General features: G+C 72.8%; 28 protein-coding genes. 14 read left to right on the top strand and 14 right to left on the bottom strand.

What is annotated here, in order from left to right:
• Positions 1–15 precede the first annotated feature (15 nt).
• Together M4486_RS13160 and M4486_RS13165 are read left to right on the top strand one after the other, a co-directional pair.
• On the top strand, positions 16–633 hold the full coding sequence (locus M4486_RS13160) for a DJ-1/PfpI family protein (RefSeq protein ID WP_249477706.1): 618 nt from the start codon (positions 16–18) through the stop codon (positions 631–633).
• Positions 630–1,112 carry a nuclear transport factor 2 family protein gene (locus M4486_RS13165; protein WP_249477707.1) on the top strand — a complete coding sequence of 161 codons (483 nt, stop codon included), beginning with the start codon at positions 630–632 and terminating at the stop codon, positions 1,110–1,112. The genes M4486_RS13160 and M4486_RS13165 overlap by 4 nt, the downstream gene beginning before the upstream one ends.
• Positions 1,113–1,137: 25 nt before the next feature.
• Here the strand turns inward: M4486_RS13165 and M4486_RS13170 are convergent, their stop codons facing one another.
• Together M4486_RS13170 and M4486_RS13175 are read right to left on the bottom strand one after the other, a co-directional pair.
• Positions 1,138–1,740, bottom strand: a complete 603-nt coding sequence (locus tag M4486_RS13170) for a TetR/AcrR family transcriptional regulator (RefSeq protein WP_249481141.1) — start codon at positions 1,738–1,740, stop codon at positions 1,138–1,140.
• The gene (locus M4486_RS13175) at positions 1,740–2,138 is read right to left on the bottom strand and encodes a hypothetical protein (protein ID WP_249477708.1); all 399 of its coding nucleotides are present in this window, start codon (positions 2,136–2,138) and stop codon (positions 1,740–1,742) included. The genes M4486_RS13170 and M4486_RS13175 overlap by 1 nt, the downstream gene beginning before the upstream one ends.
• Before the next feature lie 97 nt (positions 2,139–2,235).
• On the opposite strand from M4486_RS13175, the gene M4486_RS13180 reads away from it, so the two are divergent.
• The gene (locus tag M4486_RS13180; protein WP_239204966.1) at positions 2,236–2,604 is read left to right on the top strand and encodes an ArsR/SmtB family transcription factor; all 369 of its coding nucleotides are present in this window, start codon (positions 2,236–2,238) and stop codon (positions 2,602–2,604) included.
• The gene (locus M4486_RS13185) at positions 2,579–3,067 is read left to right on the top strand and encodes an SRPBCC family protein (RefSeq protein ID WP_249477709.1); all 489 of its coding nucleotides are present in this window, start codon (positions 2,579–2,581) and stop codon (positions 3,065–3,067) included. Before M4486_RS13180 ends, M4486_RS13185 begins: the two co-directional genes overlap by 26 nt.
• 12 nt (positions 3,068–3,079) lie before the next feature.
• Here the strand turns inward: M4486_RS13185 and M4486_RS13190 are convergent, their stop codons facing one another.
• Positions 3,080–3,850 carry an NUDIX hydrolase gene (locus tag M4486_RS13190; protein WP_249477710.1) on the bottom strand — a complete coding sequence of 257 codons (771 nt, stop codon included), beginning with the start codon at positions 3,848–3,850 and terminating at the stop codon, positions 3,080–3,082.
• Between the two features lies 1 nt (position 3,851).
• Positions 3,852–5,912 carry a nicotinate phosphoribosyltransferase gene (locus M4486_RS19885; RefSeq protein ID WP_346731749.1) on the bottom strand — a complete coding sequence of 687 codons (2,061 nt, stop codon included), beginning with the start codon at positions 5,910–5,912 and terminating at the stop codon, positions 3,852–3,854.
• A 102-nt stretch (positions 5,913–6,014) separates the two neighbouring features.
• On the opposite strand from M4486_RS19885, the gene M4486_RS13205 reads away from it, so the two are divergent.
• Both M4486_RS13205 and M4486_RS13210 read left to right on the top strand, forming a co-directional pair.
• Positions 6,015–7,613, top strand: a complete 1,599-nt coding sequence (locus tag M4486_RS13205; protein WP_249477711.1) for a phospholipase D family protein — start codon at positions 6,015–6,017, stop codon at positions 7,611–7,613.
• The gene (locus M4486_RS13210) at positions 7,613–8,050 is read left to right on the top strand and encodes an ASCH domain-containing protein (protein ID WP_249477712.1); all 438 of its coding nucleotides are present in this window, start codon (positions 7,613–7,615) and stop codon (positions 8,048–8,050) included. The genes M4486_RS13205 and M4486_RS13210 overlap by 1 nt, the downstream gene beginning before the upstream one ends.
• A 49-nt stretch (positions 8,051–8,099) precedes the next feature.
• Here M4486_RS13210 and M4486_RS13215 read toward each other — a convergent pair whose 3' ends face one another.
• The 4 genes from M4486_RS13215 to M4486_RS13230 form a co-directional block, all read right to left on the bottom strand.
• Entirely contained in the window at positions 8,100–8,504 is a 405-nt protein-coding gene (locus M4486_RS13215; RefSeq protein WP_249477713.1) for a PH domain-containing protein, read from the bottom strand.
• A 64-nt stretch (positions 8,505–8,568) separates the two neighbouring features.
• Complete coding sequence (locus tag M4486_RS13220) at positions 8,569–8,991, bottom strand: PH domain-containing protein (RefSeq protein WP_249477714.1); 423 nt, start codon at positions 8,989–8,991, stop codon at positions 8,569–8,571.
• A gap of 45 nt (positions 8,992–9,036) precedes the next feature.
• A complete protein-coding gene (locus M4486_RS13225) occupies positions 9,037–9,864 on the bottom strand; it encodes a hypothetical protein (RefSeq protein WP_249477715.1) in 828 nt (275 codons plus the stop codon).
• A gap of 99 nt (positions 9,865–9,963) precedes the next feature.
• A complete protein-coding gene (locus M4486_RS13230; protein WP_249477716.1) occupies positions 9,964–11,055 on the bottom strand; it encodes an FUSC family protein in 1,092 nt (363 codons plus the stop codon).
• A 201-nt stretch (positions 11,056–11,256) separates the two neighbouring features.
• Here M4486_RS13230 and M4486_RS13235 point away from each other — a divergent pair, with 201 nt between their 5' ends.
• The 4 genes from M4486_RS13235 (at position 11,257) to M4486_RS13250 (ending at position 14,154) form a co-directional block, all read left to right on the top strand.
• Entirely contained in the window at positions 11,257–12,807 is a 1,551-nt protein-coding gene (locus M4486_RS13235) for a purine-cytosine permease family protein (RefSeq protein WP_249477717.1), read from the top strand.
• A 136-nt stretch (positions 12,808–12,943) separates the two neighbouring features.
• Positions 12,944–13,570, top strand: a complete 627-nt coding sequence (locus M4486_RS13240) for a cysteine hydrolase family protein (protein WP_249477718.1) — start codon at positions 12,944–12,946, stop codon at positions 13,568–13,570.
• A 19-nt stretch (positions 13,571–13,589) separates the two neighbouring features.
• Positions 13,590–13,823 carry a hypothetical protein gene (locus M4486_RS13245; protein ID WP_249477719.1) on the top strand — a complete coding sequence of 78 codons (234 nt, stop codon included), beginning with the start codon at positions 13,590–13,592 and terminating at the stop codon, positions 13,821–13,823.
• 61 nt (positions 13,824–13,884) lie between these two features.
• Positions 13,885–14,154 carry a hypothetical protein gene (locus M4486_RS13250; protein WP_249477720.1) on the top strand — a complete coding sequence of 90 codons (270 nt, stop codon included), beginning with the start codon at positions 13,885–13,887 and terminating at the stop codon, positions 14,152–14,154.
• 104 nt (positions 14,155–14,258) lie between these two features.
• Here M4486_RS13250 and M4486_RS19830 read toward each other — a convergent pair whose 3' ends face one another.
• Positions 14,259–17,387: a laminin G domain-containing metallophosphoesterase family protein gene (locus M4486_RS19830; protein ID WP_283257928.1), complete on the bottom strand. Its 3,129-nt coding sequence runs from the start codon at positions 17,385–17,387 to the stop codon at positions 14,259–14,261.
• A 264-nt stretch (positions 17,388–17,651) separates the two neighbouring features.
• Here M4486_RS19830 and M4486_RS13265 point away from each other — a divergent pair, with 264 nt between their 5' ends.
• Entirely contained in the window at positions 17,652–17,900 is a 249-nt protein-coding gene (locus M4486_RS13265; RefSeq protein WP_249477721.1) for a VOC family protein, read from the top strand.
• Here the strand turns inward: M4486_RS13265 and M4486_RS13270 are convergent, their stop codons facing one another.
• Together M4486_RS13270 and M4486_RS13275 are read right to left on the bottom strand one after the other, a co-directional pair.
• Complete coding sequence (locus tag M4486_RS13270; protein ID WP_249477722.1) at positions 17,901–18,371, bottom strand: HIT family protein; 471 nt, start codon at positions 18,369–18,371, stop codon at positions 17,901–17,903. It abuts the gene before it with no gap.
• A gap of 47 nt (positions 18,372–18,418) precedes the next feature.
• The gene (locus M4486_RS13275) at positions 18,419–19,819 is read right to left on the bottom strand and encodes a CoA transferase (protein ID WP_249477723.1); all 1,401 of its coding nucleotides are present in this window, start codon (positions 19,817–19,819) and stop codon (positions 18,419–18,421) included.
• 179 nt (positions 19,820–19,998) lie between these two features.
• Here M4486_RS13275 and M4486_RS13280 point away from each other — a divergent pair, with 179 nt between their 5' ends.
• Both M4486_RS13280 and M4486_RS13285 read left to right on the top strand, forming a co-directional pair.
• The gene (locus tag M4486_RS13280; RefSeq protein WP_249477724.1) at positions 19,999–20,610 is read left to right on the top strand and encodes a hypothetical protein; all 612 of its coding nucleotides are present in this window, start codon (positions 19,999–20,001) and stop codon (positions 20,608–20,610) included.
• Positions 20,611–20,727: 117 nt separating this feature from the next.
• A complete protein-coding gene (locus M4486_RS13285) occupies positions 20,728–21,177 on the top strand; it encodes a pyrimidine dimer DNA glycosylase/endonuclease V (protein ID WP_249477725.1) in 450 nt (149 codons plus the stop codon).
• Between the two features lie 2 nt (positions 21,178–21,179).
• Here M4486_RS13285 and M4486_RS13290 read toward each other — a convergent pair whose 3' ends face one another.
• Positions 21,180–21,869: an ArsR/SmtB family transcription factor gene (locus M4486_RS13290; protein WP_249477726.1), complete on the bottom strand. Its 690-nt coding sequence runs from the start codon at positions 21,867–21,869 to the stop codon at positions 21,180–21,182.
• A gap of 65 nt (positions 21,870–21,934) precedes the next feature.
• On the opposite strand from M4486_RS13290, the gene M4486_RS13295 reads away from it, so the two are divergent.
• A complete protein-coding gene (locus M4486_RS13295; RefSeq protein ID WP_249477727.1) occupies positions 21,935–22,525 on the top strand; it encodes a flavin reductase family protein in 591 nt (196 codons plus the stop codon).
• 8 nt (positions 22,526–22,533) lie between these two features.
• Here the strand turns inward: M4486_RS13295 and M4486_RS13300 are convergent, their stop codons facing one another.
• Positions 22,534–23,175: a response regulator transcription factor gene (locus M4486_RS13300; protein WP_249477728.1), complete on the bottom strand. Its 642-nt coding sequence runs from the start codon at positions 23,173–23,175 to the stop codon at positions 22,534–22,536.
• A complete protein-coding gene (locus M4486_RS13305; RefSeq protein WP_249477729.1) occupies positions 23,172–24,461 on the bottom strand; it encodes a sensor histidine kinase in 1,290 nt (429 codons plus the stop codon). The genes M4486_RS13300 and M4486_RS13305 overlap by 4 nt, the downstream gene beginning before the upstream one ends.
• Between the last annotated feature and the right edge of the window lie 51 nt (positions 24,462–24,512).

Below are 24,512 nucleotides of genomic sequence, written 5' to 3' on the forward strand. Positions count from 1 at the left end.
CGCGAGGATCGAGCCATGACCGCGCGCACTCTCGCCATCCTCCTGTTCGACGGCGTCGAGGAGCTCGACGCCGTGGGCCCCTGGGAGGCCCTCTCGTACTGGACGCAGAACCATCCCGATGATGGCTGGCGGGTGGCCACCGCGAGCGTCGGCGGCAGCGCGATCACGGCCGCGAAGGGCATGGTCATCACGCCGACGACCGCCCTCGAGGACCTCGAGCACGTGGACGTCCTGCTGCACCCGGGCGGCCGCGGCACCCGGGCGCTGTTCAAGGACGCGGCACACCTCGAGCGGGTGCGCCGGATCGCCGGCACCGCAGAGCTGATGACGAGCGTGTGCACCGGATCTCTCGTCTATGCGGCCGCCGGGCTGCTGCGCGACCGTCCCGCGATCACCCACCGGGGCTCCGTCGACCTGCTGCGCGAGATCGATCCGAGCATCGACGTGCGCGAGGGCGAGCGCTGGGTGGAGGACGGGGACGTGGTCACCTCGGCCGGGGTCTCCGCGGGGATCGACATGGCGCTGCACCTGGTGGGGCGCCTCGTCTCCCCGCAGCGCGGCCGGGACGTGCAGCACGGCATCGAGTACGACCCCGCGCCGCCGGTGTGGGACGACGAAGGAGACGCACGATGAGCACACATCCCGCGAGCAGCGACCCCACGAGCACCGATCCGGCCCCGCGCCCTCCGCTGCCGCCCTTCACCGAGGAGACCGCGCGGGCGAAGGTCCAGGCCGCCGAGGACGCGTGGAACACCCGCGACCCCGAGCGCGTCGCCGGCGCGTACACCGAGGACACCGTGTGGCGGAACCGCGACCGGTTCCTCGTCGGCCGCGAGCAGGTGATCGAGTTCCTGCGCGGCAAGTGGGAGCGCGAGCAGGAGTACCGGCTGCGCAAGAACCTCTGGGCGTTCACTGACGACCGCATCGCCGTGCGCTTCCAGTACGAGTGGCACGACGCCGACGGCCAGTGGTGGCGCTCCTACGGCAACGAGCTCTGGGAGTTCGACGACCTCGGGTACATGAGCCGCCGCGAGGCCTCGATCAACGACGTGGCGATCGACGAGGCGGACCTGCGCGTCACGCCCGGCGAGGGCGAGCTGCCCGCGCACTGACCCGTCGGGCCCGGGCGTCGAGCCGTCAGTCCCGCCCCGCGATCCCGGACAGCAGCACGTCGGCGACGCCCTCGGCGAAGGCGTCGGCGTCGGCCTCGGGATGGGCGCGCAGGTGCGAGACCATGGCCTCGACGGCGCCCTCGTAGACGAGGGCGAGGGTGCGCAGATCCGCCCCGGCCCGGATGACCCCGTCGCGCTGTCCTCGGGCGAAGACGCCCTCCTGCCCTTCGAAGGTCTCCTCCATGTCCGCGATGCCGAGCACCGGCCCGCCGTCCTCGTCGCGCAGGCCGGCGACGATCTGCTCGAGGGCCGCGAGCTCGCGCTCGTGGGTGCGGGCGAGCCGCGCCGCTCCCCTGATCGCCGCGCGCAGGAAGGCCGCGGCGTCGACCTCCGCGTCGAGCCCCTGCGCGACCTGACTGCGCAGCTGGACGAGCGCGGTCCGCGCGGCCTCGGCCATGAGCGCGTCGCGGGAGGTGGCGTAGTGGGCGACGAGCGCCTTGGAGACGCCCGCCCGGGCGGCGATCACCTCGAGGCTGCTGGCCGCGAAGCCGCGGGCGGCGACGGCATCGATGGTCGCCTGCACGATCTGGGCGCGACGCTGGTCGGGCGGGAGCCGGCGGCCCGCCATCACGCGGCCCGTCCGCCGGGGCTCGTGCGGGCGGCCTCGAGGCTCACGCCGGTGACGACGCCGGCCATGAGCACCGCGATGACGATCATCTCCGCGCGCATCCAGACCGGGAAGAGGCCGGGGACCAGCGCCTCGACGACGTTGGCCAGCAGCAGCACGGCGGCGATGATGCCGGCCGCGCGCAGTGCGGAGCGGGAGCCGGTGGCGGCCCGGCGCAGCCGCAGCGGGAGCAGCACCCCCAGCAGCAGGACGATCACGGCATGGATCCAGGCCTCGACCGGTGCGAGGTGCGGGGCGAGGACCGCGAGGACGACGAGCGCCGGGATCGTCACGAGCACGAGCACGAGGTAGACGGCGGCGAGGGTGGAGGCGAGCGGGAGGCGGGGCGATGCGACCATGCGGCCACCCTATTGACCGCTCGGTCAACAGGCAAGGGGTCGCGCGTACACTCGCACCCCTTGACAACCTGCAACCATTCGGTTGTAAGTTGTGCGTGTGCTCGACATCGACGAGGACCGCGCGGATGCGCTGTTCCATGCGCTCTCCGATCGCACGCGGCGGGACATCCTGCGGCGCGTGCTGGTCGGGGAGAAGTCGGTGTCGGCGCTCGCGCCGAAGTACGACATGAGCCTCACCGCGGTCCAGAAGCACGTGGCCGTGCTGGAGCGCGCGGGGCTCGTGACCAGGCGCCGCCAGGGGCGGGAATCCCTCGCCCGGGGCGACGTCGCGGCGGTCGGATCGGCCGCCGCCCTGCTGCGCGATCTCGAGGAGATCTGGCGCGACCGCATCAGCCGCATCGACGACCTGCTCGCCGACGGCCCCGACCAGGAGGACCACCATGCCGGTCACCGACATCACCACTGACCTCGACGCCCTGACCATCACCATCACCGCGCAGTTCGACGCACCCGTCGAGCGCATCTGGCAGATCTACGCCGACCCGCGCCAGCTCGAGAGGATCTGGGGCCCGCCCACGTACCCCGCGACCTTCGTCGACCACGACCTCACGCCCGGCGGCCGCATGAACTACTACATGACGAGCCCCGAGGGCGAGAAGCTCGGCGGCTTCTGGGAGATCCTCGAGGTCGACGAGCCCCGCTTCTTCCGCTACCGCGACGGATTCGCGGACGCCGAGAACGGCTTCGCCGTGAACACCGACCTCCCGGTCGCCGAGAACACCGCCACCTTCGAGGCCGCGGACGGCGGCACCCGCGCCGTCTACGTCTCGATCCACCCCACGCGCGAGGGCCTGCAGCAGGTCATCGACATGGGCGTCGAGGAGGGCTCGCGCGAGTCGATCGACCAGATCGACGCGCTGGTGGGCTGAGGGGCTCCCGCCTCAGACCTCGCCGAAGCCCTCCCAGACCTCGTCTCCCGCGCGGGGGCGCAGGAGGGCCGGCTGCAGGGCCGTGGCCTCGCCGCGCGTGTAGAGCGCGGGGTGCGGGCTGCCGGTGGGCGTGCCGTCGACGGAGCGGTCGTCGGGCACCACGAACCCGTCGGTCGAGAGCACCTTGCGGATGAAGGTGCCGCGGTCCGGGAGGGCTCCCCAGACGGCGCCGTAGACGCTGCGCAGCTCCGCGAGCGTGAACGGCTCGGAGAGGAACTGCGTGGCCAGGGTCGTGTACTCGACCTTCGCGCGGACGCGCTCGAGGGCATCGGTGAGGATCTCGCGGTGGTCGAAGGCGAGCTGCGGGGCGTCGGGGTCCTCGAGGATCTCCTCGACGCCCCACCAGCGCGCGAACGCCGCGTCGTCGCCCGCCGTGGGATCCGGCAGGTCGGGGGCGAACGCCAGGTGGGCGACGGAGACGACGCGCATCCGCGGGTCGCGGTCGGGCGCCGAGTACGTGCGCAGCTGCTCGAGGTGGTAGCCGGCGGTGTCCATGCCGGTCTCCTCGACGAGCTCGCGCGCCGCCGCGGTCGCGGCGTCCTCGTCGGGCTCGATGAAGCCGCCGGGCAGCGCCCAGCTGCCCTCGTACGGGTCGGCGCCGCGCCGCACGAGCAGCACGCTGAGGGCGCCCGAGCGGATGGTGAACACGGCGAGGTCGACCGTCACCGCGAAGGGCGGGTGCTTGCTGGCGTCGTAGCCGGCGGGAGCGGTGTTGCCGGGCATCTCAGGCGTCCTTCCGGGAGTCGGTCGGGGCGGCGGAGCGTGCGGGCGAGACCGTCCGGATCCCCGCCTCCGTCAGGTGCTGCACGGTCTCCGCATCGGCCTCGGGATGCACGGCGGCGGTGAGGTCCCCGAGGACCCGCACGGTGCCCGCGCCGGGCAGCGCGGCGATGTCGCGGGCGCTCGCGGCGACGCAGTAGTCGAAGGCCAGGCCGGTGACGTCGACATCTCCCGTGAGCAGGGAGGGCAGGTCGGTGCCGCCGGCGGGGGCGCCGCCGTCGACGCCTGCCACGCGGCCCTGGGCGAGGCTGTAGTCGGGGGCCCCCTCGCCCTTCACCACGTGGACGACCTCGGCGCCGCTGCCGACGAGCCGCTCGAGGGCCCCCAGGATCGCCGGGTGGTACTCGGCGCCGCAGGTGCCCTGCACGCAGTGGACGGGCCAGGTGTCCACGAAGTCGGGCGCGGACGGCGGGAGGGCGAAGTGGCCGCCGTTGTCGCCCTCGGCGAGGTGCCAGTCGCGGGAGAAGACCACGCGGCGGTAGTCGCCGGCGCGCTCGGAGAGGTGGGCGGCGATGCGCTCGGCGACGGCGTTCCCGCCGGTCACGCCGAGGGCGCCGCCCTCGCAGAAGTCGTTCTGCACGTCGACGACGACGAGGGTGCGGGGTGCGTCGGCCGCCACTCCGTCGCGCGGCGATTCTTCCGCGTCGGCCGTCTCTCCCCCGTCGATCCTCTCCCCCGCGTCGCCCGTCCCCGCCTCGTCCCACTGCTCGCTGGCGCGGAAGGCCTGGCCCTCGCTGATCTCGCGGGCGCGCGCGGGAAGGCTCGCGAGGCTCACGGCGGCGACCTCGCGCGCCTCCTCGGCGCTCGCGACGCGCTGCGGGACGCCGTCGCGGATCACGTCGACGTGCACGGGCCTCGCGCCCTCCGGCACCGAGCCGTCGAGGGTCCAGACCTCGCGGCCGTCGGGGAAGCGGGAGACGGTCTTCGCGCCGCCGGTCGACCCCTTGTCGGCCGAGAGCTTCTGGACGCTGCGCAGCGGCGTGCCGGGACCGTCGCCCACGGCGACGAGCTTGTACACCATGCCCGCCGTCGGATGGTCCGAGCCCGTCGCGACCCGCGTGCCCACGCCGTAGCCGTCGATCGGGGCGCCGGCGAGGTGGACGAGCGCGTACTCGTCGAGATCGCTGGTCACGGTGATGCGGGTGCTCGTCGCGCCGAGCGCGTCGAGCTGGGCGCGGGCGGCGGGGGCGACGGTCATCAGGTCCCCGGAGTCGATGCGCACGGCGCCGAGCCCGGTCCCGGCGACCTCGACCGCGGTGCGGATGCCCGCGGGGATGTCGTAGGTGTCCACGAGCAGCGTGGTGCCCGGCCCGTAGGTCGCGATCTGGGCCGCGAAGGCGTCGCGCTCCGTGGGCCGGGCGAGCGTCGCGGCATGGGCGGCGGTGCCCGCGACGGGGACGCCGAAGCGCCTGCCGGCCTCCAGGTTCGAGGTGGTCGCGAAGCCCGCGATCCAGGCGGCCCGGGCGGCGGCCACGGCCGCCTCCTCGTGGACGCGGCGCGAGCCCATCTCGATGAGGGGGCGATCCCCCGCGGCGATCACCATGCGCGCCGCGGCGGAGGCGATCGCCGAGTCGAAGTTCAGCACCGAGAGCACGAGCGTCTCCAGCAGCAGGCACTCGCCGAGGGTCCCGTGCACGGTGAGCAGCGGCGTGTGCGGCCAGTACAGGCTGCCCTCGGGCAGGGCGGTGATGGTGCCGGTGAAGCTCCAGTCGCGCAGGTACTCCGCGGTCGCCTCCGTGATCGCTCCGACCTCGCGCAGGTAGGCGAGGTCCTCCGCGTCGGGCGCGAAGTCCTCGAGGAGAGGAAGCAGGCGGCCGAGGCCCGCGAACAGGCCGAAGCGTCGGCCCTCGGGGAGGCGACGGGCGAAGGCCTCGAAGACGGCCTCGTGGTGGACGCTACCGTCCTCGACCATGGCCGAGAGCATCGTGTACTCGTACATGTCGGTCAGCAGTGCGGTGCTCGCGGGGATGCTGCCGGTGCCGCGGCGCGACGCGGATGCCGTCATGAGCGCTCGCCCTTCATCGGTTGCGGAGTGACGGAATGGCGGGCCCGAGGGCCCGTCCCAGCCTAGCCCCGCGCGCACAGGGCGATGGTGTGTGATGGACGGATGAGCACCGACGACTGGTTCCTCTCGACGATCGAGCGCGGCAACACCTTCACGCGCCTCGACCACCGGCACGAGGGACGGGCGCTGACCAGCGGCAACACGGCCCGGGTGCACGTGCACGGCGCCGACTACTTCGCGCGCCTGCGGGAGCTGATCACCGCCCAGGGACCGGGCGACCTGCTGCTGTTCACCGACTGGCGCGGCGATCCGGACGAGAGGGTCGGCGAGGACGAGCTCACGATCGTCGAGCTGATCGCCGACGCCGCCCGCCGCGGCGTCATCGTCAAGGCGCTGTTCTGGCGCTCGCACCTGGACTCCATCCACTACTCCGAGGAGGAGAACCGCAGCCTCGCGGACACGGTGCGGGCGGCCGGCGGCGAGGTCATCCTCGACCAGCGCGTGCTGCCGCTGGGCTCCCAGCACCAGAAGTTCCTGGTGCTGCGCCACCCCGGGCATCCCGAGCGGGACGCGGGATTCTGCGGAGGCATCGACCTGTGCCACACCCGCCGCGACGACGCCCGGCACCTGGGCGATCCGCAGACCGTCTCGATGGGCGCGATCTGGGGCGGGACCCCCGCGTGGCACGACCTCATGGTCGAGGTGGGCGGGCCCGCCGTCGGCGACCTCGAGGCGACCTTCCGGGAGCGCTGGGAGGACCCGACACCGCCCTCCCTGGACCCGCTCTCACGAATCCAGGCGCGCATCCACCGCGACGACCAGCACGCCGAGCCGCTCCCGCTGCAGGAGCCCGATCCGGACCCCTCGGGCACGGTCGACGTGCAGGTGCTGCGCACCTACCCGCACAAGCGACCCCGCTTCCCCTTCGCGCCCTCGGGCGAGCGGAGCATCGCCCGCGCCTACGTGAAGGCGGTCCCGCGCGCCGAGCGGATCATCTACCTCGAGGACCAGTACATCTGGTCGCCCGAGGTGCTCTCGTGCTTCGCCGACGCGCTGCGCCAGCACCCCGGCACCCACCTGGTGATCGTCCTGTCGACCTTCACCACCGCGGACACGACGATCGCGAACGCGAGCGCCATGAGCTCGCGGAACGCCGCCCTGGACCTGCTGCACGAGGCGGGCGGCGAGCGCGTGCACGTGTTCGGGATCGAGAACCACGACGGCACACCGGTGTACGTGCACTCGAAGGTGTGCCTCGTGGACGACGTCTGGATGACCGTGGGCTCGGACAACGTGAACCTGCGCTCCTGGACCTACGACACCGAGATCGCGTGCGCGCTCGTGGACCAGCGTGAGGATCCGCGCGAGCCCACGCGCCTGCGCTCCGACGACGACCTCGCCCGGGTCCTCCCCCGCGACGTGCGTCTCGAGCTCGCGCGCGAGCACCTGGATCGGGCCGACGGTGACGACGCAGACCTCGTGGACCCGGACGCCATGGTGCGGGCGTTCGAGGAGAGCGCCGCACGGCTCGACGCCTGGCACGACGGCGGGAAGCAGGGCCCGCGGCCCGCGGGGCGCCTGCGCCGGTACGTGCAGACGCCGATCCCCGCACGGGAGCTGCCGCTGGGCCGGCTCGTCTACAAGATCGCCGACGACCCCGATGCGCGGCCGCGGAGGCTGCGCGGGACGGACTGGTTCTGATGGACGCGCACGACGCGGCGCACGATGCCGCACTCCCCCTCGCCGAGTTCGCCTTCCCGGGCCCCCTGAGGGACCAGCTGGTCGGGGCGATCCTGTCCGGCGCGAAGACCGCGACCGCCTCGCTGCGGGAGGAGTACGTGCGCGAGGGCGCGCCCCTGCCCGTCGTCGGGGCCGAGGAGGCGGTGGTCGATTCCGACGAGCGCCCCGTCGCGGTGATCCGCGCGACCGGCGTGCAAGTGGTGCGGCTGGCCGACGTCACCGACGGCCACGCGCGCGCCGAGGGCGAGGGCCATCCCGACGCCGCGGCCTGGCGCGAGGGCCACGAGGAGTTCTGGGGCTCGGTCGAGTTCATCGCGGGGCTCGGGGAGCCCCGGATCGTGATCGACGACGACACCGAGGTGGTGTGCGAGACCTTCGAGGTCGTGCGCAGGCTCTGAGGCAGTCGGCCGGCCGATCTCGCCGGTGGCGGGGCGGAGTGCGGCGCTCTCAGCGCCCGAGCAGCCCGTGCATCGTGGAGACGAACCGCTGCGCGTGGTCCTTCGTCCCTGTCGACAGCACGATCTGCGTTCCGTCGCGCAAGTGCACGCGCAGCTTCCCGGACAGCAGGGTGGGCTTGAAGTCGACGTCGACGACCTCCGCCGCCGGCGCCTGCTTGAGGATCTTCCACGAGCCGAACGCACGTCGGCGTGTGAGCACGACGCGTCGGTCGGTCGCCAGGAGGATCGGGGTGGTGTCGTTCTGGATGTCGCCGACCTTCGTGTCGAGGACGGTCTCCTCCGGATCGAGGACCCGCTCCGGCAGATCGACGGTGAGCGCGTTCTTTGCCTCGTCGTTCTTGTTCAGAACGGCGAAGAAGGTCTGCTCGGCGTGTGTCGGGTCGGCAAGGCTCACGGGGCCACCGTAGCGGGGGGACGCGCCGGGCCGGGCCGGAAGGGGCCCGCGTGTTTCGTCGGCGTCAGTGCCGCGAACGCTGAGCGCCATCCAGCAGGCCCCGCATGGTCGCGACGAAGCGCTCAGCATGGCCCTTCGTGGCGGTAACGAGCGTGATGGCGGACCCGTCGCGCAGGTGCACGCGCAGCTTCCCCGACAACAGGGTGGGCTTGTAATCGACGCCGACGACCTCCGCCGCCGGCGCCTGCTTGAGGACCCTCCACGACCTGATGGAGCCCTCCTTCGCGAGGAGCACCCTCCTGTCAGTGGCGATCAGCAGCGGGTTCGTATCGGAGGTCGTGTCCCCGACCTTCACGTCGATCACGGTCTCGTCCGGATCGAGGATCTTCTCAGGAAGGTTCAGGTCCCACACGTCGCGCGGCTCGTCATTGCGCTGCATGACGGCGAAGAACGTCTGCTCGGCATGCGTCGGGTCGGCGTGGTTCACGGGGTCACCGTAGCGCGGGCCGCATCGGCTTCCCGTGCCGAGCGGTCAGCGCAGTGCCGGCCCGCGCCCCTGGCGCAGCAGGCCCTCGAGCGTCTGCACGAAGGCCTGCGCCGGCTCCGCTGCTCCCTTGCCCAGGCTGATCGGCTTCTGGTCCCGCACCTCGACCGTGACCGAGGCCGCCTTCAGGGCCGTCCCTCCCGCGCTGCGCACGCCGGTGACCGACGGCGCCGCGGTCTCCCGCTGGGTGATCCAGCTCCCCGGCGTCTGCTCACCCGCGAGCAGCACTCGGTGGTCGCTGAGCACGAGCAGCTGGTGCTCGCTCGACCACGTCGACCAGCCCTCGAAGACGCTGTGCACCCGCTCGCCCCGCGCGAGCAGCCCCTGCACCTCGGAGGGGACGGACACGGCCGTGGCGCCCCCGTCGGTCTCCGGCAGGGCGCCGTTGCCCTCCGCGGATCTTCCCGGGGCGGCGCCGGCACGCAGCGCCTCGAGGGTGCGCAGCAGCTCGGCCGCGGCCTCGTGGCTGCCGATCTTCATCGTGACCGGCTTCTGCCCCTGCACCCCGATCTCCACGGACGCCGCTGTGAGCGTCCCGGTGACCTGTCGCCCTCCCAGCACCGCCGTCGCCGGCACGTCGCGCATCGCCTTCCAGCGGCCTGGGATCGGCGCCTTGACCAGCAGCACCCGACGATCCGTGAGCAGCAGCAGATGCTCGCTCGTGTAGTCGCGGTACCCGTCGGCGACGCAGTGGACCGTCTCCTCGGGATCGAGCATCTCGTGCAGGCGGCGATAGATCGACGGCTTCGCCGGGCGCCCGCGATAGGTGCGGTCGAGGGCGGCCAGCAGGGTGGTCTCGGCGATCGTGGTGGTCACGGGCAACACCCTATGCAGAGCCTGTCGGGCGCTGATCGGTAGGCCTCGCCCGTCTGCTTCCTGTGTCGAGGCCGCCGGCGGCGCCGCCCGTGGCGTCCGTCAGGCCGCGCCGAGGCGCCGGGCCCGCCGGCGCTCGAGGGCGACGGCCAGCAGCACCGTGCCGATGCCCACGACCGCACCGATCGCCGACTCCGAGACGCGCGCGGCGAGCAGCGATCCCACGGGCCGCGGGCTCGCCAGCTGCACCATCAGCAGCGCGAGCGGCGTGATGAACACGAGCGCCAGCGAGTAGTTGCGCAGCACGAACAACTCGGCGAGGAACTGCATGAGGATGACCCACACCAGCAGCTGCCAGGGCTGGCTGGGGAACGAGAGCAGGAACGCCGTCACCCCCACGCCCAGGGCCGTCCCGACGATCCGGTGCAGCCCGCGCTCCACCTGCAGGCGCCGACCGGGCGCCGAGAGCGGGACGACGGCCGCGACCTGCGCCCAGTACGGGGAGGGGATCCCCGTGAGGGACGCGATGATGCCGCTGACCAGCGCGGCGAAGCCGTAGCGGGCGAACTCCTGGCGGCGCATCCTGCCCGTGATGCCCGAGGTGTCCGGGGCTGCGGCGTCGACGTTCGCCTCGCCCGTCCAGCGAGCCAGGAATCCCAGCAGCACGCACCATCCGGCCGAGGCGCCGGCGATCAGGAGGGCGAGCCACCAGGAGGCGACCGACGGGGCGCTGGAGACCGCGGTGACCGCGAAGACGGGGAACACGGCCCCCGTCGGACGCAGGCCCTTGCTCATCACGAGCACCGAGCCGATCGCGGCGGCGAGAGCCCCGGCCACCGTGGTCAGGGCGAGGTGCATCCCGTGGCCGAGCACGTCGGCGGCCGCGAGCTGGGAGAGCAGGGCGCCGATGCCCACGCAGATCGTCAGCAGGACGCCCACGCGCACGTGGTGGCTCACGCGGATCGCGGTCGGCACGTACCGCGCGTAGATGGAGGTGAACCCGCCGAAGGAGGCGAACATCGCCCACTGGATGTGACCGCTCAGCAGCAGGATCACGAGCGGCGCCGCGAGCGAGACCGCGATCCTCACGGCGGGCGCGAGGTCGGCCCTGCCCGGGCCGAGCGTGACCATGCTGCGGGCGGTCGAGGACACATGCCCGCTGAGGGACCGGGGATCGGGGAGAGAGGGGCGCACGGCTTTCCACGATAGGACGACTGACCGCCTGCGGTCCCGGGTGTCCCGTCGATTGCCTGCAATCTCTCATGCGCCCTCCCGGGTGGGATGATGGGTCTCCCGCTGTCCCCTGGTCGGACCGCGCGTCGGCCGGGGCGCATGGCATGCACCCCGTCCCTGCAGCGCGGTCCGCCCGCGTGACCACACACCCCGGAGGCGACGATGTCGTCCGCAGATCCCCGCCCCGTCGGCCCGTCCGACTCCTCCGTCGGCCCCGTCGGACCCGCCGGCCCCGTCGGCTCTCCGCTGGTCGAGACCACCGGCATCGAGATCATCGCCGAGTCCGAGCGCACCGCGAAGCCCCACCAGCTGTTCTGGCCGTGGTTCGCCGCGAACGTGTCGGTGTTCGGCATGAGCTACGGCGCCTACGTGCTGGGCTTCGGGATCTCCTTCTGGCAGGCGGTCGTCGTCGCCGTGATCGGGATCGTCGTCAGCTTCGCCCTGTGCGGCCTGATCGCGATCGCGGGCAAGCGCGGCAGCGCACCGACGATGGTGCTCTCCCGCGCCGCCTTCGGCGTGCACGGTCAGAAGCTGCCGGGGATCATCTCGTGGCTCACCTCGATCGGCTGGGAGACCTCGCTCGCGATCTCCGCCGTGCTCGCCACCGCGACCGTGTTCCAGGCCCTGGGCCTCGCCTCCGGGACGACGGTGCTGGTCATCGCCACCCTCGCGATCGCAGCGATCATCGTGACCGCCTCGGTGCTGGGCTATCACACGATCATGCGGATCCAGTCGGTGCTGACCTGGGCGACAGGCGCGATGACGATCCTGTTCATGATCCTCACGATCCCCCACATCGACCTCTCCGCGGTGATGGCGGCCCCGGGCGGGAACGTGCAGAAGATGATCGGCGCGCTGGTGATGGTGATGACCGGCTTCGGTCTGGGCTGGATCAACATCGCGGCCGACTGGTCCCGCTACCAGCGCCGCGCGACGTCCGACGGCGCGATCATCGCCTGGAACACGATCGGCGGCTCGGCCGCCCCCGTGATCCTCGTGGTGTTCGGACTGCTGCTGGCCGGCTCCGACGCCGACGTGATGGCGAAGATCGGCGACGACCCGGTGGGGACGCTCGTGACCTTGCTGCCGCTGTGGGCGCTGATCCCCTTCTGGATCGTCGCCGTGCTGACCCTCGTCTCCGGCGCGGTCAACGGCATCTACTCCTCGGGCCTGACGCTGCTGAGCCTGGGCATCCGCATCCCCCGACCGGCGGCCGCGTTCGTCGACGGCGCGATCCTCACCGCGGGCACCATCTGGGTGGTGTTCTTCGCGGGCAGCTTCATCGGCCCCTTCCAGAGCTTCCTGGTCACGCTCGGCGTGCCGATCGCCTCCTGGGCCGGCATCCTCATCGCCGACGTGCTCACCCGCCGCACCGACTACGACGAGACCTCGCTGTTCGACGCCCGCGGACGCTACGGGGCCGTGGACTGGACCTCGATCGCGACCCTCGTGGTCACCTCGGCGCTGGGCTGGGGCCTCGTGGTCAACCAGTACTCCGACGCGTCGTACAACGACTGGCAGGGCTACCTGCTCGAGCCGCTGGGCCTGGGCACCTTCATCGATGCGCCCGACGGCGCCTACTGGGACGGCCCGTGGGCGTACTCGAACCTGGGCGTGCTGCTCGCGCTCGTGCTGTCCTTCGCGGTCGCGATGGTGTTCCGCCGCCCGCGCATCCGCCACCAGGAGGTCGGGCTCACGCGCCGCGGGCGGTGAGGTGCGAAGCGCTCGGGCGACTCCGAGACCCGGGCAACCGGGCGGCGCGGCAGGGGCTGCGGGTCATAGTCTGGGGCTCCGCTCGGCGCGGTCATCGGCATCCCGCGCGCCGTCCGCCTCACGACGAAGGAGTCCCATGACCTCGCAGCCTGCGCATCCGCACCCCGACGACCCCGTGTCGTCCCCCTCCCCCTGGCTCGTGGTCGTCGATCCGCAGCGGATCTTCGCCGACCCGTCCTCGAAGTGGTCCTCGCCGTTCTTCGACCAGGCGATGGAGCGCATCGCGCTCCTCGCGGCGCACGTGGGCCCCGAGCGCACGGTCGTGACCCGCTGGCTGCCGACGGCCGACCGCTCGGGGTCCTGGGCCGACTACTTCGCCGCCTGGCCCTTCGCCGACGTCGCCCCGGAGGATCCGCTCTTCGATCTCGTCGGGGCCGCCCACGGTCTCACCGCGCATCCGACCGTCGACGAGCCCACGTTCGGCAAGTGGGGCGCCGGGCTCGAGGAGGTCGTCGGACCGCACCCCGACCTCCTGCTGACCGGTGTCTCGACCGACTGCTGCGTGCTCTCCACCGCCCTCGCCGCGGCCGACGCCGGGGCGCGCGTGCGCGTGGTGACCGACGCCTGCGCCGCCTCGACGGGCGAGAATGCCACGACGGCCCTGCAGGTCATGGGTCTGTACGCGCCGCAGGTCCGGCTGACGACGTCCGCCGAGCTGCTGCAGGGGGCCGCCGGGTCATGGCAGGGTGAGAGGCAGAACTGATCGATCCGAGGGGGCACCGATGGCCAAGAAGGACGAGATCTTCATCGCGGGCGCCGCAGGCACGCAGATCGTGTGCGGGCACTGCGAGGGCAACCAGTTCCGCTCGCGGCGCGTGCTGCTGAACTCCGGCACCTCCGAGCTGTTCGGCTTCGCGGCCTTCAGCCCCGAGGCGATCGCGCTGGCCTGCGTGCAGTGCGGCAAGATGCAGGAGTTCGAGGACGGCCGCGTCGAGCTCGTGCCCGTCGAGGACTGACCAGGTAGACGAGGCGGAAGAGACCGCGACGGACGGCCGGAGGGGCAGGAGGCATACGCCGATGGACGCGAAGCAGCTGCGTGCGGTGCGCGACATGGTCGTCACCGCCGTCGCGGGTTCGAAGGCGGTGACCTGCTATCACTGCGCCGCCGACCGATTCCGCTGGCAGCGGGTCGCGCTCGCCTCCCGTGCCTCCTTGCACTTCGGTGCCGAGTTCCTCGACGACGGCGCGATCGCGCTGGAGTGCGTGGACTGCGGCTGCATGCTCGAGTTCCGCGAGGACCGCATCGAGCTGACCCGGGCGCCCTCGAGCATGCGCCGGAAGAGCTGAGCGCGCCGCACCTGAGCTCAGCAGACCTGACCACGACGGCGCCCCGAGGACCTGGTCCTCGGGGCGCCGTGGTCGGCGGAGGCCGACAGGGAGTGGGTCGGTGATCAGCTGCGGCCGTGGCCCTTGCCGTGGCCGGAACCGCCCTTGCCCTTGCCGTGGCCCTTGCCCTTCCCGTGGCCCTTGTCGTGGCCCTTGTCGTGGCCCTTCCCGGGGCGGTTGCCGTCGTCGTGCTGCGACTCGCCGGTGCCGGTGAACACGCCGTGCTGGACGATGCCCTCGGTGAGGTCGCCCGAGCCGGAGCCCGAGCCGCCGCCGTGCTTGAGCACGGTGCGACGGTCGGCCTCGGGATCGGCCGCCCGCGACACGTCGCGGGTCACGGCGAACCAGCCGTAGGCCTTCCCGTCCTTCAGGCCCTTCCAGGTGACCTTCGCGTCCTCGCCCGACTCGTGCGTGACCTCGTCGATGGTCTTCGTCGTCGGGGTCAGGCCCATCATCGCGTCGGTCGTGAACGCGGTGGTGCGGCCGTCGAACTGGACGGGGACGCGGAAGTCGTCCTCACGGCCGTCGTACCGCCCCTTGGTGTCGTACTCGTGGGCCCCGAAGTTGTCGAGGTACGGGGAGTAGGTGTCGACGCTGACCTCGCCCTTGTCGAGGTCGAACTGGAGGAGGCGGAAGAAGCTGGCGCCGAAGCGCAGGCCCGTGTCCTTGCCGTAGCCGCCCTCCTCGGTGAGGCCCAGCTCGTCGGAACCGACCTCGTAGAACTGGTAGTCGGCCAGCAGCTCGGTGACGTCGTTGCCCTTCTGGCCCACGTCCTTGCGCACGCTGATGTTCACACCGTGCTCGTGGCCCGAGAGCACCAGGTCCGCGTTCGGGCTCTTGGAGAGGACCCGGTCGTAGATGAGCTGGCCGTCGGCCGAGAACGGGCCCCCGCGACCGTCGGGCGAGGACGAGGGCTTGAGGTAGGCGTGGGTGAGGACGATGCCGTTGCGGGTCGGGTACTTCGCGAGGATCCCGGCGGCCCAGTCGGCCTCCTCCTTCGTCACGGAGTAGCCGAGGTTGACGGTCACGAAGTCCTCGCCGCCCGCGCTGAACAGGTTGTAGGAGTTGGAGTTGTCGCCCTCCTTCCACGGGTGGTACTCCGCGCCCTCTGCCTTCCAGGACTCCTTCTGCGCCTGCGCCTCGTAGCGCTCGGGACCGAAGGTCTCGTTGAACAGGGTGTCGTCCTCCCCGCCCAGGTTGTCGTGGTTCCCGGGGATGGCGGCGTTGGGGATGCCGGTGTCCTCGAGGATCTTCTGGGCGCCGTCGGCGAACTGCATCTCCTTCTCCGGCACGGAGCGGTCGGTCGCGCCGGAGTTCCAGGACTCCACGACGTCCCCGGTGTGGGCGACGAAGGCGACCTTGCGCTCCTTGCCGTGCTCGGCGAGCCAGCGGTAGGAGTCCTCGTAGGCGTCGGCCCACTCGGTGCGCTCGGCCGCGGTGGGCCGGGCGGTCGCGCCCTGGGAGAGGTACTGGGTGTCGGTGATGTGCATCAGCGAGAAGTCGTAGTCGTCGGGGTCCTCGAAGGAGTCGTCGACCGGCTTGTCGAGATCGTCGGCGAAGGGATCCGTGCCCAGGACCAGCGTCTTGATGGTGCCGTGGTCGTCGTTGGCCTTCGCGGCGCTGCCGTCGAGCTCGACCTGGCCGTCGGAGGAGCCGCGCGCCGAGTCGAGCACCTCGTAGCGCCCGGTCTCGGTGTTCAGGGCGAGCAGCTGCACGGCCCGCTCGGGGTCGACCTCACCGCGCCAGACGAGGCTCTGGCCCTCCTCGGAGAAGGGGATCTCGGTGGAGAGCGCGGGGATCTGATCGGTCTTCTCGGTCTGCAGGGTGGTGCCGTCCGACGGGGCCAGCTCGTCCTTCGTCGCCTTCGCGTCGGAGAGCTTCACGTCGCCGTCCACGCCCTCCTTCTCGTCGAAGGCGGAGGCGGGGATCGTGCCCGTGCGGGAGTTCTTCGCCTGCGCGACGTCGCCCTGCAGGAAGGTGGTGCGCAGGGAGGCGCCGCTGGGGCTGGTGGCGCGGGCGGTGAGCGTCGCCTGGCCGCTGCCGCTGGACTGGGTGGTGCCGCCCGCCGTGGGGATGGTGGTGCTGGTGAAGGCCGTCGAGCCCTTCACGGCCGTCCCCAGGGCGTCCTTCCCCGAGTAGCTGATGGTGTGGGTGCCGGCCTTGAGGCCGGGGCCGATCTCATCGCCGAGGGCGATCGGCTTCCCGTCGAGCTTCAGGGTGAGGTCGCCGGCGAGGAGGTCCTCGTTCTCGACGGTGCCCTGGAGGGTGGTGGGACGGGTGAGCTGCTTGCCGGGAGCGGGGCTGGAGAGGGTGAAGCCGGCCTGGTCCTCGGTGCGGTGGGTGAAGGTGTCCGCATAGCGCGCGGTGACCTGGTCGTCGCTCAGGGCCCTCGAGTAGACGGCGGCGTTCGCGACCGAGCCGGTGGCGTTGAACTGCGGCTTGCCGGTCGAGTTCGTGTCTGCGCCAACGAAGAACTGTCGGGCGGAGTCCTTGGGCGCCGTGATGGCCTTGCCCTCGGCGGGCGACTCGGCGACCTTCTTGCCGTTGAGGTAGAGGGAGACGGTGTCGCCGTCCCACACGCCGACCGCGTGGTACCAGACGCCCTGCTCGATGTCGACGCCGGCCCCGTAGTACTTCCCGTCGACGTTGACCATCATCTTGAGGGTCTTGCCGTAGGCGGTCAGCGAGTAGCCGCCGCCCTCCTTGGCGCCGCAGAGGTTGCCGGAGCCCTCGTCGCTGCCCTCGGGCAGCGGGGCGTCGAAGCGGATGGTGCACTCCATGGTGAGCGCCGTCGAGGTCTTGTCGTAGCCGTCGGCGAAGTCGTAGCCGATCGCGTTGGTGCCGTCGAAGGCGGCGACGTCGCGGCCCAGCGCGTGGTCGGTGGAGACCTTCGGCGCGTCGCCGAAGGCGGTGGCCTTCCGGCCGGTGGCGTCCTCGGTGTTCCCGCGGGAGGGGTCGACGTCCAGGACGTCGGGCGCGGGCGTCTCGGCCTGCGCCTTCGGCAGCGGTGCACGGGCGGCCTGCTTCGCGCTGTCGCCGTCGGCGGGGACGGGCTGAGCGGGTGCCTCGACCGACGGGCCCGTGCCGAGCGGCCCGGTCGGCAGCGGCGTCGAGGAGGCCATCGCGGGGCAGAGCCCCAGGGAGAGCGTCGCGGCGAGGGTGAAGGTCGTGGCGCGCCATGGCGTCGAGGTCATGGGGACTCCTTGAGGAGGTGATGGGGAGAGGGACCGCGACGGACGCTAGGGAGCCCCGGCGACGGGGGCATGACCTGCCGGCGACATGATCGGGGCCGCGCGGGGGCTCACCGGTGGCGCGCGGGCGAACCCGAGGAATCATGAACGGACCTGCGACGACGTGACCTCGCGTGACCTGTGGGAGCGCTCCCAACCCGAGCGCCGGTGAACACGGATGTCGGGTTGAGGAAGCGCGGGTGACGATCCGACGGCAAGCGGACACGGGTGGCCGCGAAGAGGTCGGAGAGGGCCGGCGAGGGTCAGAGCCTCGGCTTCCAGGCCGACGGCGAGGAGGCGCCCGGGGCGCCCCTCGTGGTCATCGAGGTCGACGATCTCGCCTCGACACGCGCAGCGGTCGAAGCGGCCGGCGGCACGGTGACGGTCGAGCCCTTCGACTTCCCGGGCGGCACGCGCTTCCATGTCCGCGAGCCCAGCGGGAACGAGCTGGCCGTCTGGGTGCGAGCGGCGGCGTGATCACCGTCGGCGCGCGGCTCCCTGCTCGTCGTCGCCGCAGGTGAGGTCCGAGACCGCCTCGCTCAACCGCATGCGGATGTCGCCAGCGATCTCGTGGAGCGAGAGGCCCGGGGGCCAGGTGTCGAGGCCGTCGCCCTCCCACCGCGGCACGACGTGCATGTGCAGGTGCGGCACCGACTGACCCGAGGCGGGGCCGCTCGCGTTCAGGACGTTGACCCCGTGGGCCCCGAGGCCTGAGAACATCGCAAGGGCGATGCGCTGGACGAGGTCGGAGACGGAGTGCAGGGCTCGGGGGGAGGCGTCATGGACGCCCACACAGTGCTCCGCCGGGATCACGAGCGTGTGCCCGGGTGCCAGCGAACTCTCGGGCAGGGGCAGCAGCGCGGCGGCGTCTGCCCCGTCCTCCCGGGTCACCCAGGCGGCGTCAGGGTCGGCGAGGAGGGAGCAGAAGAGGCAGCTGGCCGGGTCCATGTCGGGAGACTGTCATCGGGACCGGGTGCTGTCACCCGGTTTCCTGCTCATCGCCAGCGCGGCTCCGCGGTCCCGTACTCGGCGATGGGGGCGGTCAGAGGGGCGCCGTCGAGGCGCAGAGGGGCGGGCGCGGTGCGGACCCTTCCGTGTGCGGTGCTCTGCTCGACCGTCGTGACAGGGGAGGGCGCATTCGGCTCGGTGGTGGTGGACGGCGGGCCCGCCTGCGCAGCCGCCTCCATCACCCCGGGCGTCGTCGCCCCCGTTCCCCGCCCCATGAGCTCGCGCGCGGCGCCGAGCAGGTGCACGCGGACCAGGCCGCCCCGCCCGTCGGCCAGGAGATCGAGGATGCCGGCGGCGAGCACGTTCCCGGTTGCGTGGTCGAGGGCCTGGACGGGCAGCGCGCCGGGTGTCCGCGCGGAGCGCGTGCGGGGGCGGCCGGCGCGGGAGTCGCTCTGTCCGTGCCGGCCGACAGGGGCCTCCTGCGCTCCCCCGCTCGCATACGCCTCGGCGATGCCGGTCGCGGCCTGCACGATCGAATCGAAGCCCGCACGCTCTCCCCACGGGCCCACCTCGCCCCACGCGGAGAGGGACCCGATCACGAGGTGGCCGAAGCGCTCGCGCAGGTCCTCGGGTGCGAGGCCGAAGCGGGCGAGGGCACCGGGTCGGTAGCCGAGCACCACGACGTCGGCGCGCCGGAGCAGCGTCTCGAGGACGGGTCGCGAGGTCGCGAGGTCGAGCGACGTCGAGTGCTTGCCCATGCCGCTGGCGAGGAAGGCGTCGCGCAGCTCGGGCCGACGGGGCGGGTCGATGCGCAGCACGTCGGCGCCCAGGCAGGCCAGGAGCTGGGTGGCCATGGGGCCGGCGACGACGCGCGTGAGATCCAGGACGCGCAGCCCGTCCAGCGGCAGCGGGGCCGACGGGGCGGGTCCGGCCACGCGTCCGACGGGCGGGTCGGTGCGCTGCTCCCCCGCCTCGATGCTCCGCCACGGCACCTCCGCCATCGCTCGGGCCTGCGGGTGCGCCTTCCACTGGCCCGCGGTGCGGACCGTCGTGGCGATGCCACCCTCTTCGAGAATCCGCCGGACCGCGACGTCAGCGGGAAGACGTCCGATCGCCTCCGCCGCGCCGGCACGGTCCTCGACGGCGAGCGCACGACGGATCGCGGCCTGGTGGTGCGGATAGTTGCCGTGCAGGCGGATCCAGCCGTCGTCGGCCGCGAAGAAGCCCGAGAGCTCGCCCCAGGCCTCAACCGGCCTGCCCTCCACACGCAGGTGGTCGATCGCCGCGAACGAGCCCTCGACCAGGGAGGACGTGGTGTCGATGTGCACGTCGAGACCTCGGGCCCGGGCGACCCTGCCCGCGGCGCAGACCACCTGCCCGACGGCGTCCATCGCGAGGGCGGAGACGTCGAGCGGGCCGGTCCATGCCGGGATCGCCGGGGTGCTCATGCCGGGAGCCTCGCACATCCCGCCTCGCGCGGTCTCAGATATCGCTCGCCGATGACGAGCGCGCCTGGAAGGCTCACGGCATGGAAGATGCGAGCATCCGGCCGCCTCTCGGGACCTCCGAGGACCAGACTCTCCCGCTGCAGCACTCGGATGCCTGGCAGGCCCGGACCCTGGCTCACATGAGGGCGGCCCTGCCGGGAGCCGAGGTCACGGTCCACGGGTCCGCGACAGATCCCGCCGCCCTGGACCCGTGGAGCGACCTGGACGTGCGCATCGTTCTCGACGCCCCGGTCGATGTGGAAGCCGTGCTCGGGGCTCCGATCTGGGCCTTCCAGCACTCCCTCACGGAAAGTCGGGCGGTGGTGCGGACGGTTCTGGTCGACGGCCGGGCCGTGGACCTTTCGGTCGACGGCGGCCCGGTCGTGCTGCCGGAGCCGGCGCCCGATGCCGCGATCCGCTTCGACGCGGCGCTGGCCGCGGCCCGGTTCGGACGCGGCAGCGAGCTCATCGGTCTGCACCTCACGCTGGGCATAGTGCGCGAGACGCTCGTCCAGGGCATGCTCCTGGCGGATCGCCGCGAGGGCACGGACCACCACCGTTTCGCCACCGCCCAGGATGCTCGCGCCCGGGAAACGCTCGCGGTCGTCGACGGAACGCTGTCCCCGCGGACGGCGCTCGCGGCGTACATGCAGTACGGGCGCTGGAGGCGAGAGCTCGACCCCTCCTACCGCCCCGATGGCACGGGACTCGAGGCGCTCATCCGACGTGGGACCGACGGCCGGGACGGCTGAGGCGGCGCCGGACGGCCGGAGGACGACCGCGGCGCGGGCGCGCACTCGCGAGGAGCTCCCCCGGAGGCCGCGCTCTCCGTGTCACCCCGGCCCGTCCGGCCGTGCTTGGATCGGGGAATGCGACTGTGGAGCCTGCACCCCTCAATCCTGGACCGCGCAGCGCTCGTCGCCGGCTGGCGCGAGGCGCTGCTCGCGCAGAAGGTGCTGGCGGGAGGCACCACGGGATACACCCGCCATCCTCAGCTCACGCGCTTCCGTGCGCACCCCGAGCCCCTCGCCGCGATCGGTGCCTACCTGGTGGGGCTGCGCGAGGAGGCGACGGCGCGCGGCTACCGCTTCGACGCCACGCGGATCCTGCAGCCCGGCGATCCGTCGGCCCTGCGCTCGTCCGCGCCGATCCCCGTCACCACCGGCCAGCTCCAGTACGAGCTCGCCCATCTGCGTCGCAAGTGCGAGGAGCGCTCCCCCGACTGGCTCGAGCAGCTCCCGGCCGACGGGCAGATCCCCGCTCCCCACCCGCTGCTGGCCGCGAAGGCCGGGGACGTGGAGGCCTGGGAAGTCCGCTGAGCTCAGGCGATGCCGAGCTCGTCCCACACCGGCACGGTCAGGTCGACCCGCAGCTGCCGGGGCGTGGTGGTCTTCGCGAGAGCGCCCACGGCGAGCAGATGCGTCAGCAGTGCCTCCGCGAGCGGGCCCCGGGCATGGTCGCGGCGCTCGGTCCAGTCCAGGCACGGCTGCACGAGCACCCCGCGGCGCGGGCGGCCGGGGTCGATCCCGTGCGCCTCGAGCCATTCCTCGCCGGTTCTTGTGACCTCCCATGCGGGGCCGACGAGACGCTGGGCGTGCAGTGCGTCGGCGAGCGCGACCCCGAGCCGTCCGGCGAGGTGCCGGTAGCAGGTGCGGGCCTCGCGCAGCGCGGCATCGGCCCGCTGGGCGCGCAGGGCGCTCGCCGCCGGGCGCACCAGTCCTCGCTGGGCCGCCAGGGCGCTGAGCGACTCGACGGCGTGGGCGACGTCCGGGTCGGCGATCCTCACGTACCGGTGGCGGCCCTGGCGCCGCTCCTCGACGAGCCCGGCGGCGAGCAGCCGGTTGACGTGCTCCGTGGCCGTGGGCCTGGCGATCCCGGCTGCCGTCCCGAGCTCGCCCGTGGTCCAGGCGCGGCCATCGAGCAGCGCAAGCAGCATGGTCGCCCGGGAGTCGTCGGCCATGGCGCGCGCGAGGTCGGCGAGACCGGGGGCAGAGGGACCGGTGGTGGACATGGTGCGATCCTCGCACCCGCATGCTTCGGCGTACGCCGAACCGCCCCGGGACGAGGCTGGCGCCCATGCACATCTCGATCGACCCCAGCGTCTACTACTTCGGCACGACGATCGCCCTGGTCACCACCCTGAACGAGGACGGCACCAGCAACATCACCCCGATCTCCTCGGCCTGGGCCCTGGGCCGCACGTACGTGCTGGGCTTCGCCGATGACTCCCACGCGATGTCGAACCTGCGCCGCCGGGCGCGTCTGGTGATCAACCTTCCCGATGCCTCGCTCGCCGATCGCATCGAGGCCATCGCGGACACCACGGGCGCCGATCCCGTGCCGGCCCGCAAGAGAGCGCAGTTCCGCAGCGTGCGCGACAAGTGGTCGGCCGGCGGCTTCACTCCCGTGCCCGCGGACCACGGCGCGCCGGCGCGGATCGCCGAGTGCCCGGTGCAGCTGGAGGCGCATGCGGCGAGGGTGATGCCGTGCGAGGACGGTGCGAGCGCCGTGCACGCCCCGGTGAGCCGGGTGCTCGCTCGCAGCGACCATGTCCTTCCCGGCACCAGCCATATCGACCTCGGCGTCTGGAGGCCGTGCCTGTACACGTTCCGCCACTACTTCGCGCAGGGCGAGGAGGTGGCGCGGAGCTTCCGGGCGGAGTACTGACCCCGCCGCTACCCGCCCAGCGTCTTGTACAGGTCGAGGGCGAGGGCCGTGCGGTCGCGGGCGCTGAGTTTGCGCAGCAGCGCGCTCACGTGGTTCTTCACGGTGCCCTCGGCGAGCACCAGCTCCGCGGCGATCTCGGTGTTCGTGCGGCCCCGGGCCACCTGCTCGGCGACCAGGCGCTCGGTGCGGGTGAGGATGGCGAGGGTGTCGGCCTGCGCGTCGGGCCGACGCATCGCTGCCCGGGCCACGCGCGGGTCGATCACCATCCCGCCGCTCGCGACAGCACGCACGGCATCGGCCAGGGCGTCGGTCGAGGTGTCCTTGAGCAGGAAGCCGCTCGCGCCGGCAGCGAGCGCGCCCTGCACCAGCGCGTCGTCGTCGAACGTGGTCAGCAGCAGCACCGGGAGGCGGGGATGCCGCTCGGCGCAGCGGGCCACGAGCTCGACGCCGTCCATCCCGGGCATGCGGGCGTCGGTGAGGACCACGTCGACAGGCCGACGGTCGAGCACAGCGAGGGCCTCGGCGCCATCGGCCGCCTCCCCGGCGATCTCGAGGTCCGTGACGGTGGACAGCAGCATCGTCAGGCCGCGCCGCAGCAGCTGCTGGTCATCGACGAGCAGCACGCGCAGCGCAGCCGTCTCCGCCCTCATCGGGCGACCCCGGTCGCCGTGCGGCCGACGCCGCCGACCACACCTCGGGGTGAGCCGCTCGCGCGCGAGAGGTCGGGCACCGGGAGCTGCAGCGCGACGAGGAAGCGGTCGCCCTCACGTGCGGCGCGCAGGCCACCGCCGCGAGCGAGCGCGCGCTCGGCCAGTCCGCGCAGGCCGAAGCCCGGTTCGGCCTCACCGTCGGGCACCTGGGCGCCGGGCCCCAGGTCATTGCTCATCCGCAGGCGCAGCTGCCCGTCAGCGGCGTGGAGCCCGAGACGCACCTCGCGCGCGCGCCCGTGCCGCAGGGCGTTCGTCAGCCCCTCCTGCACGGCGCGGTAGACGAGCAGCGAGAGGGCATCATCCGTGGTGAGCACGGTGTTCGAGCGGTCGTCGACCGTGACCTCGACCGCGAGGCCGGTGCCGCGGAAGGACTCGGCGATGGCGTCGAGCGCCGCGGCGCCCCGGGCGGCGGGATCGCGCACCGGGCTGAGCGCGCGCACCCAGGTGCGCATCTCCTCGAGGGCGTCCTGCGAGGTGGTGCGCGCCTGGGCGACCTCGTCCCAGGCGGCCCGTGCGTCCCGCTCGCGCATCCGCTCGGCGAAGTCGAGGCTCATGGAGACCAGGGTGAGGCGGTGGCCGAGCCCGTCGTGCAGCTCTCGGGCGCTGCGGGCCCGCTCGTCCGCCAGCAGCAGCTCCTTCTCGGTCTCCGCGGCCCGCCGCAGGCGGTCGATGAGGGCCGCGTCGCGCCGCAGCTGCCGCTCGTAGGCGCGCAGCGTCCAGCCCAGCACGATCCCGAAGCCCAGCAGGACCATCACCGGGACAGAGTTCACCAGCCCGATGGCGAATCCCGTCCCCAGATCGCCCCAACTGGCCACGTGCAGGGCCACGCCCAGCACACCGATCCAGGCCGTCGCGACGACCCCGGCGCGCACCGAGGCGTCGAGCACCACGAGGGCCACCGCCAGCAGGAGCACGGGGACCGTGAAGCCGATCCGCCCGAACACGGCCACGGGCGTGACGAGCAGGACCACCACGGCGGAGAGGATCGCGCGCGAGCGGGGCGTGCGCAGCCGGGGCCGCAGCATCCAGGCGAGGGCGATCAGGACCGCCAGCGCGCCCCACACGACCGACAGCACCCAGACGCGCCCCGCTCCCGGGCCCTGCTCCAGGGGCAGGCCCAGAACTGCGGCGATCACGAGGCACACGAGCGCGAGGGACTGGAGCACGGGCAGCATGCGGCGGGGCAGGCTCGGGGCAGGGGCCGTGGTCGCCGGCAGCTCGCTCATGGTGCCACCGTAGGGGGATCGCCCCCGCACCGACCCATGACCGCGGTCATG

The sequence above is a fragment of the Brachybacterium kimchii genome, from assembly GCF_023373525.1.
GTDB classification, from domain to species: domain Bacteria; phylum Actinomycetota; class Actinomycetes; order Actinomycetales; family Dermabacteraceae; genus Brachybacterium; species Brachybacterium kimchii.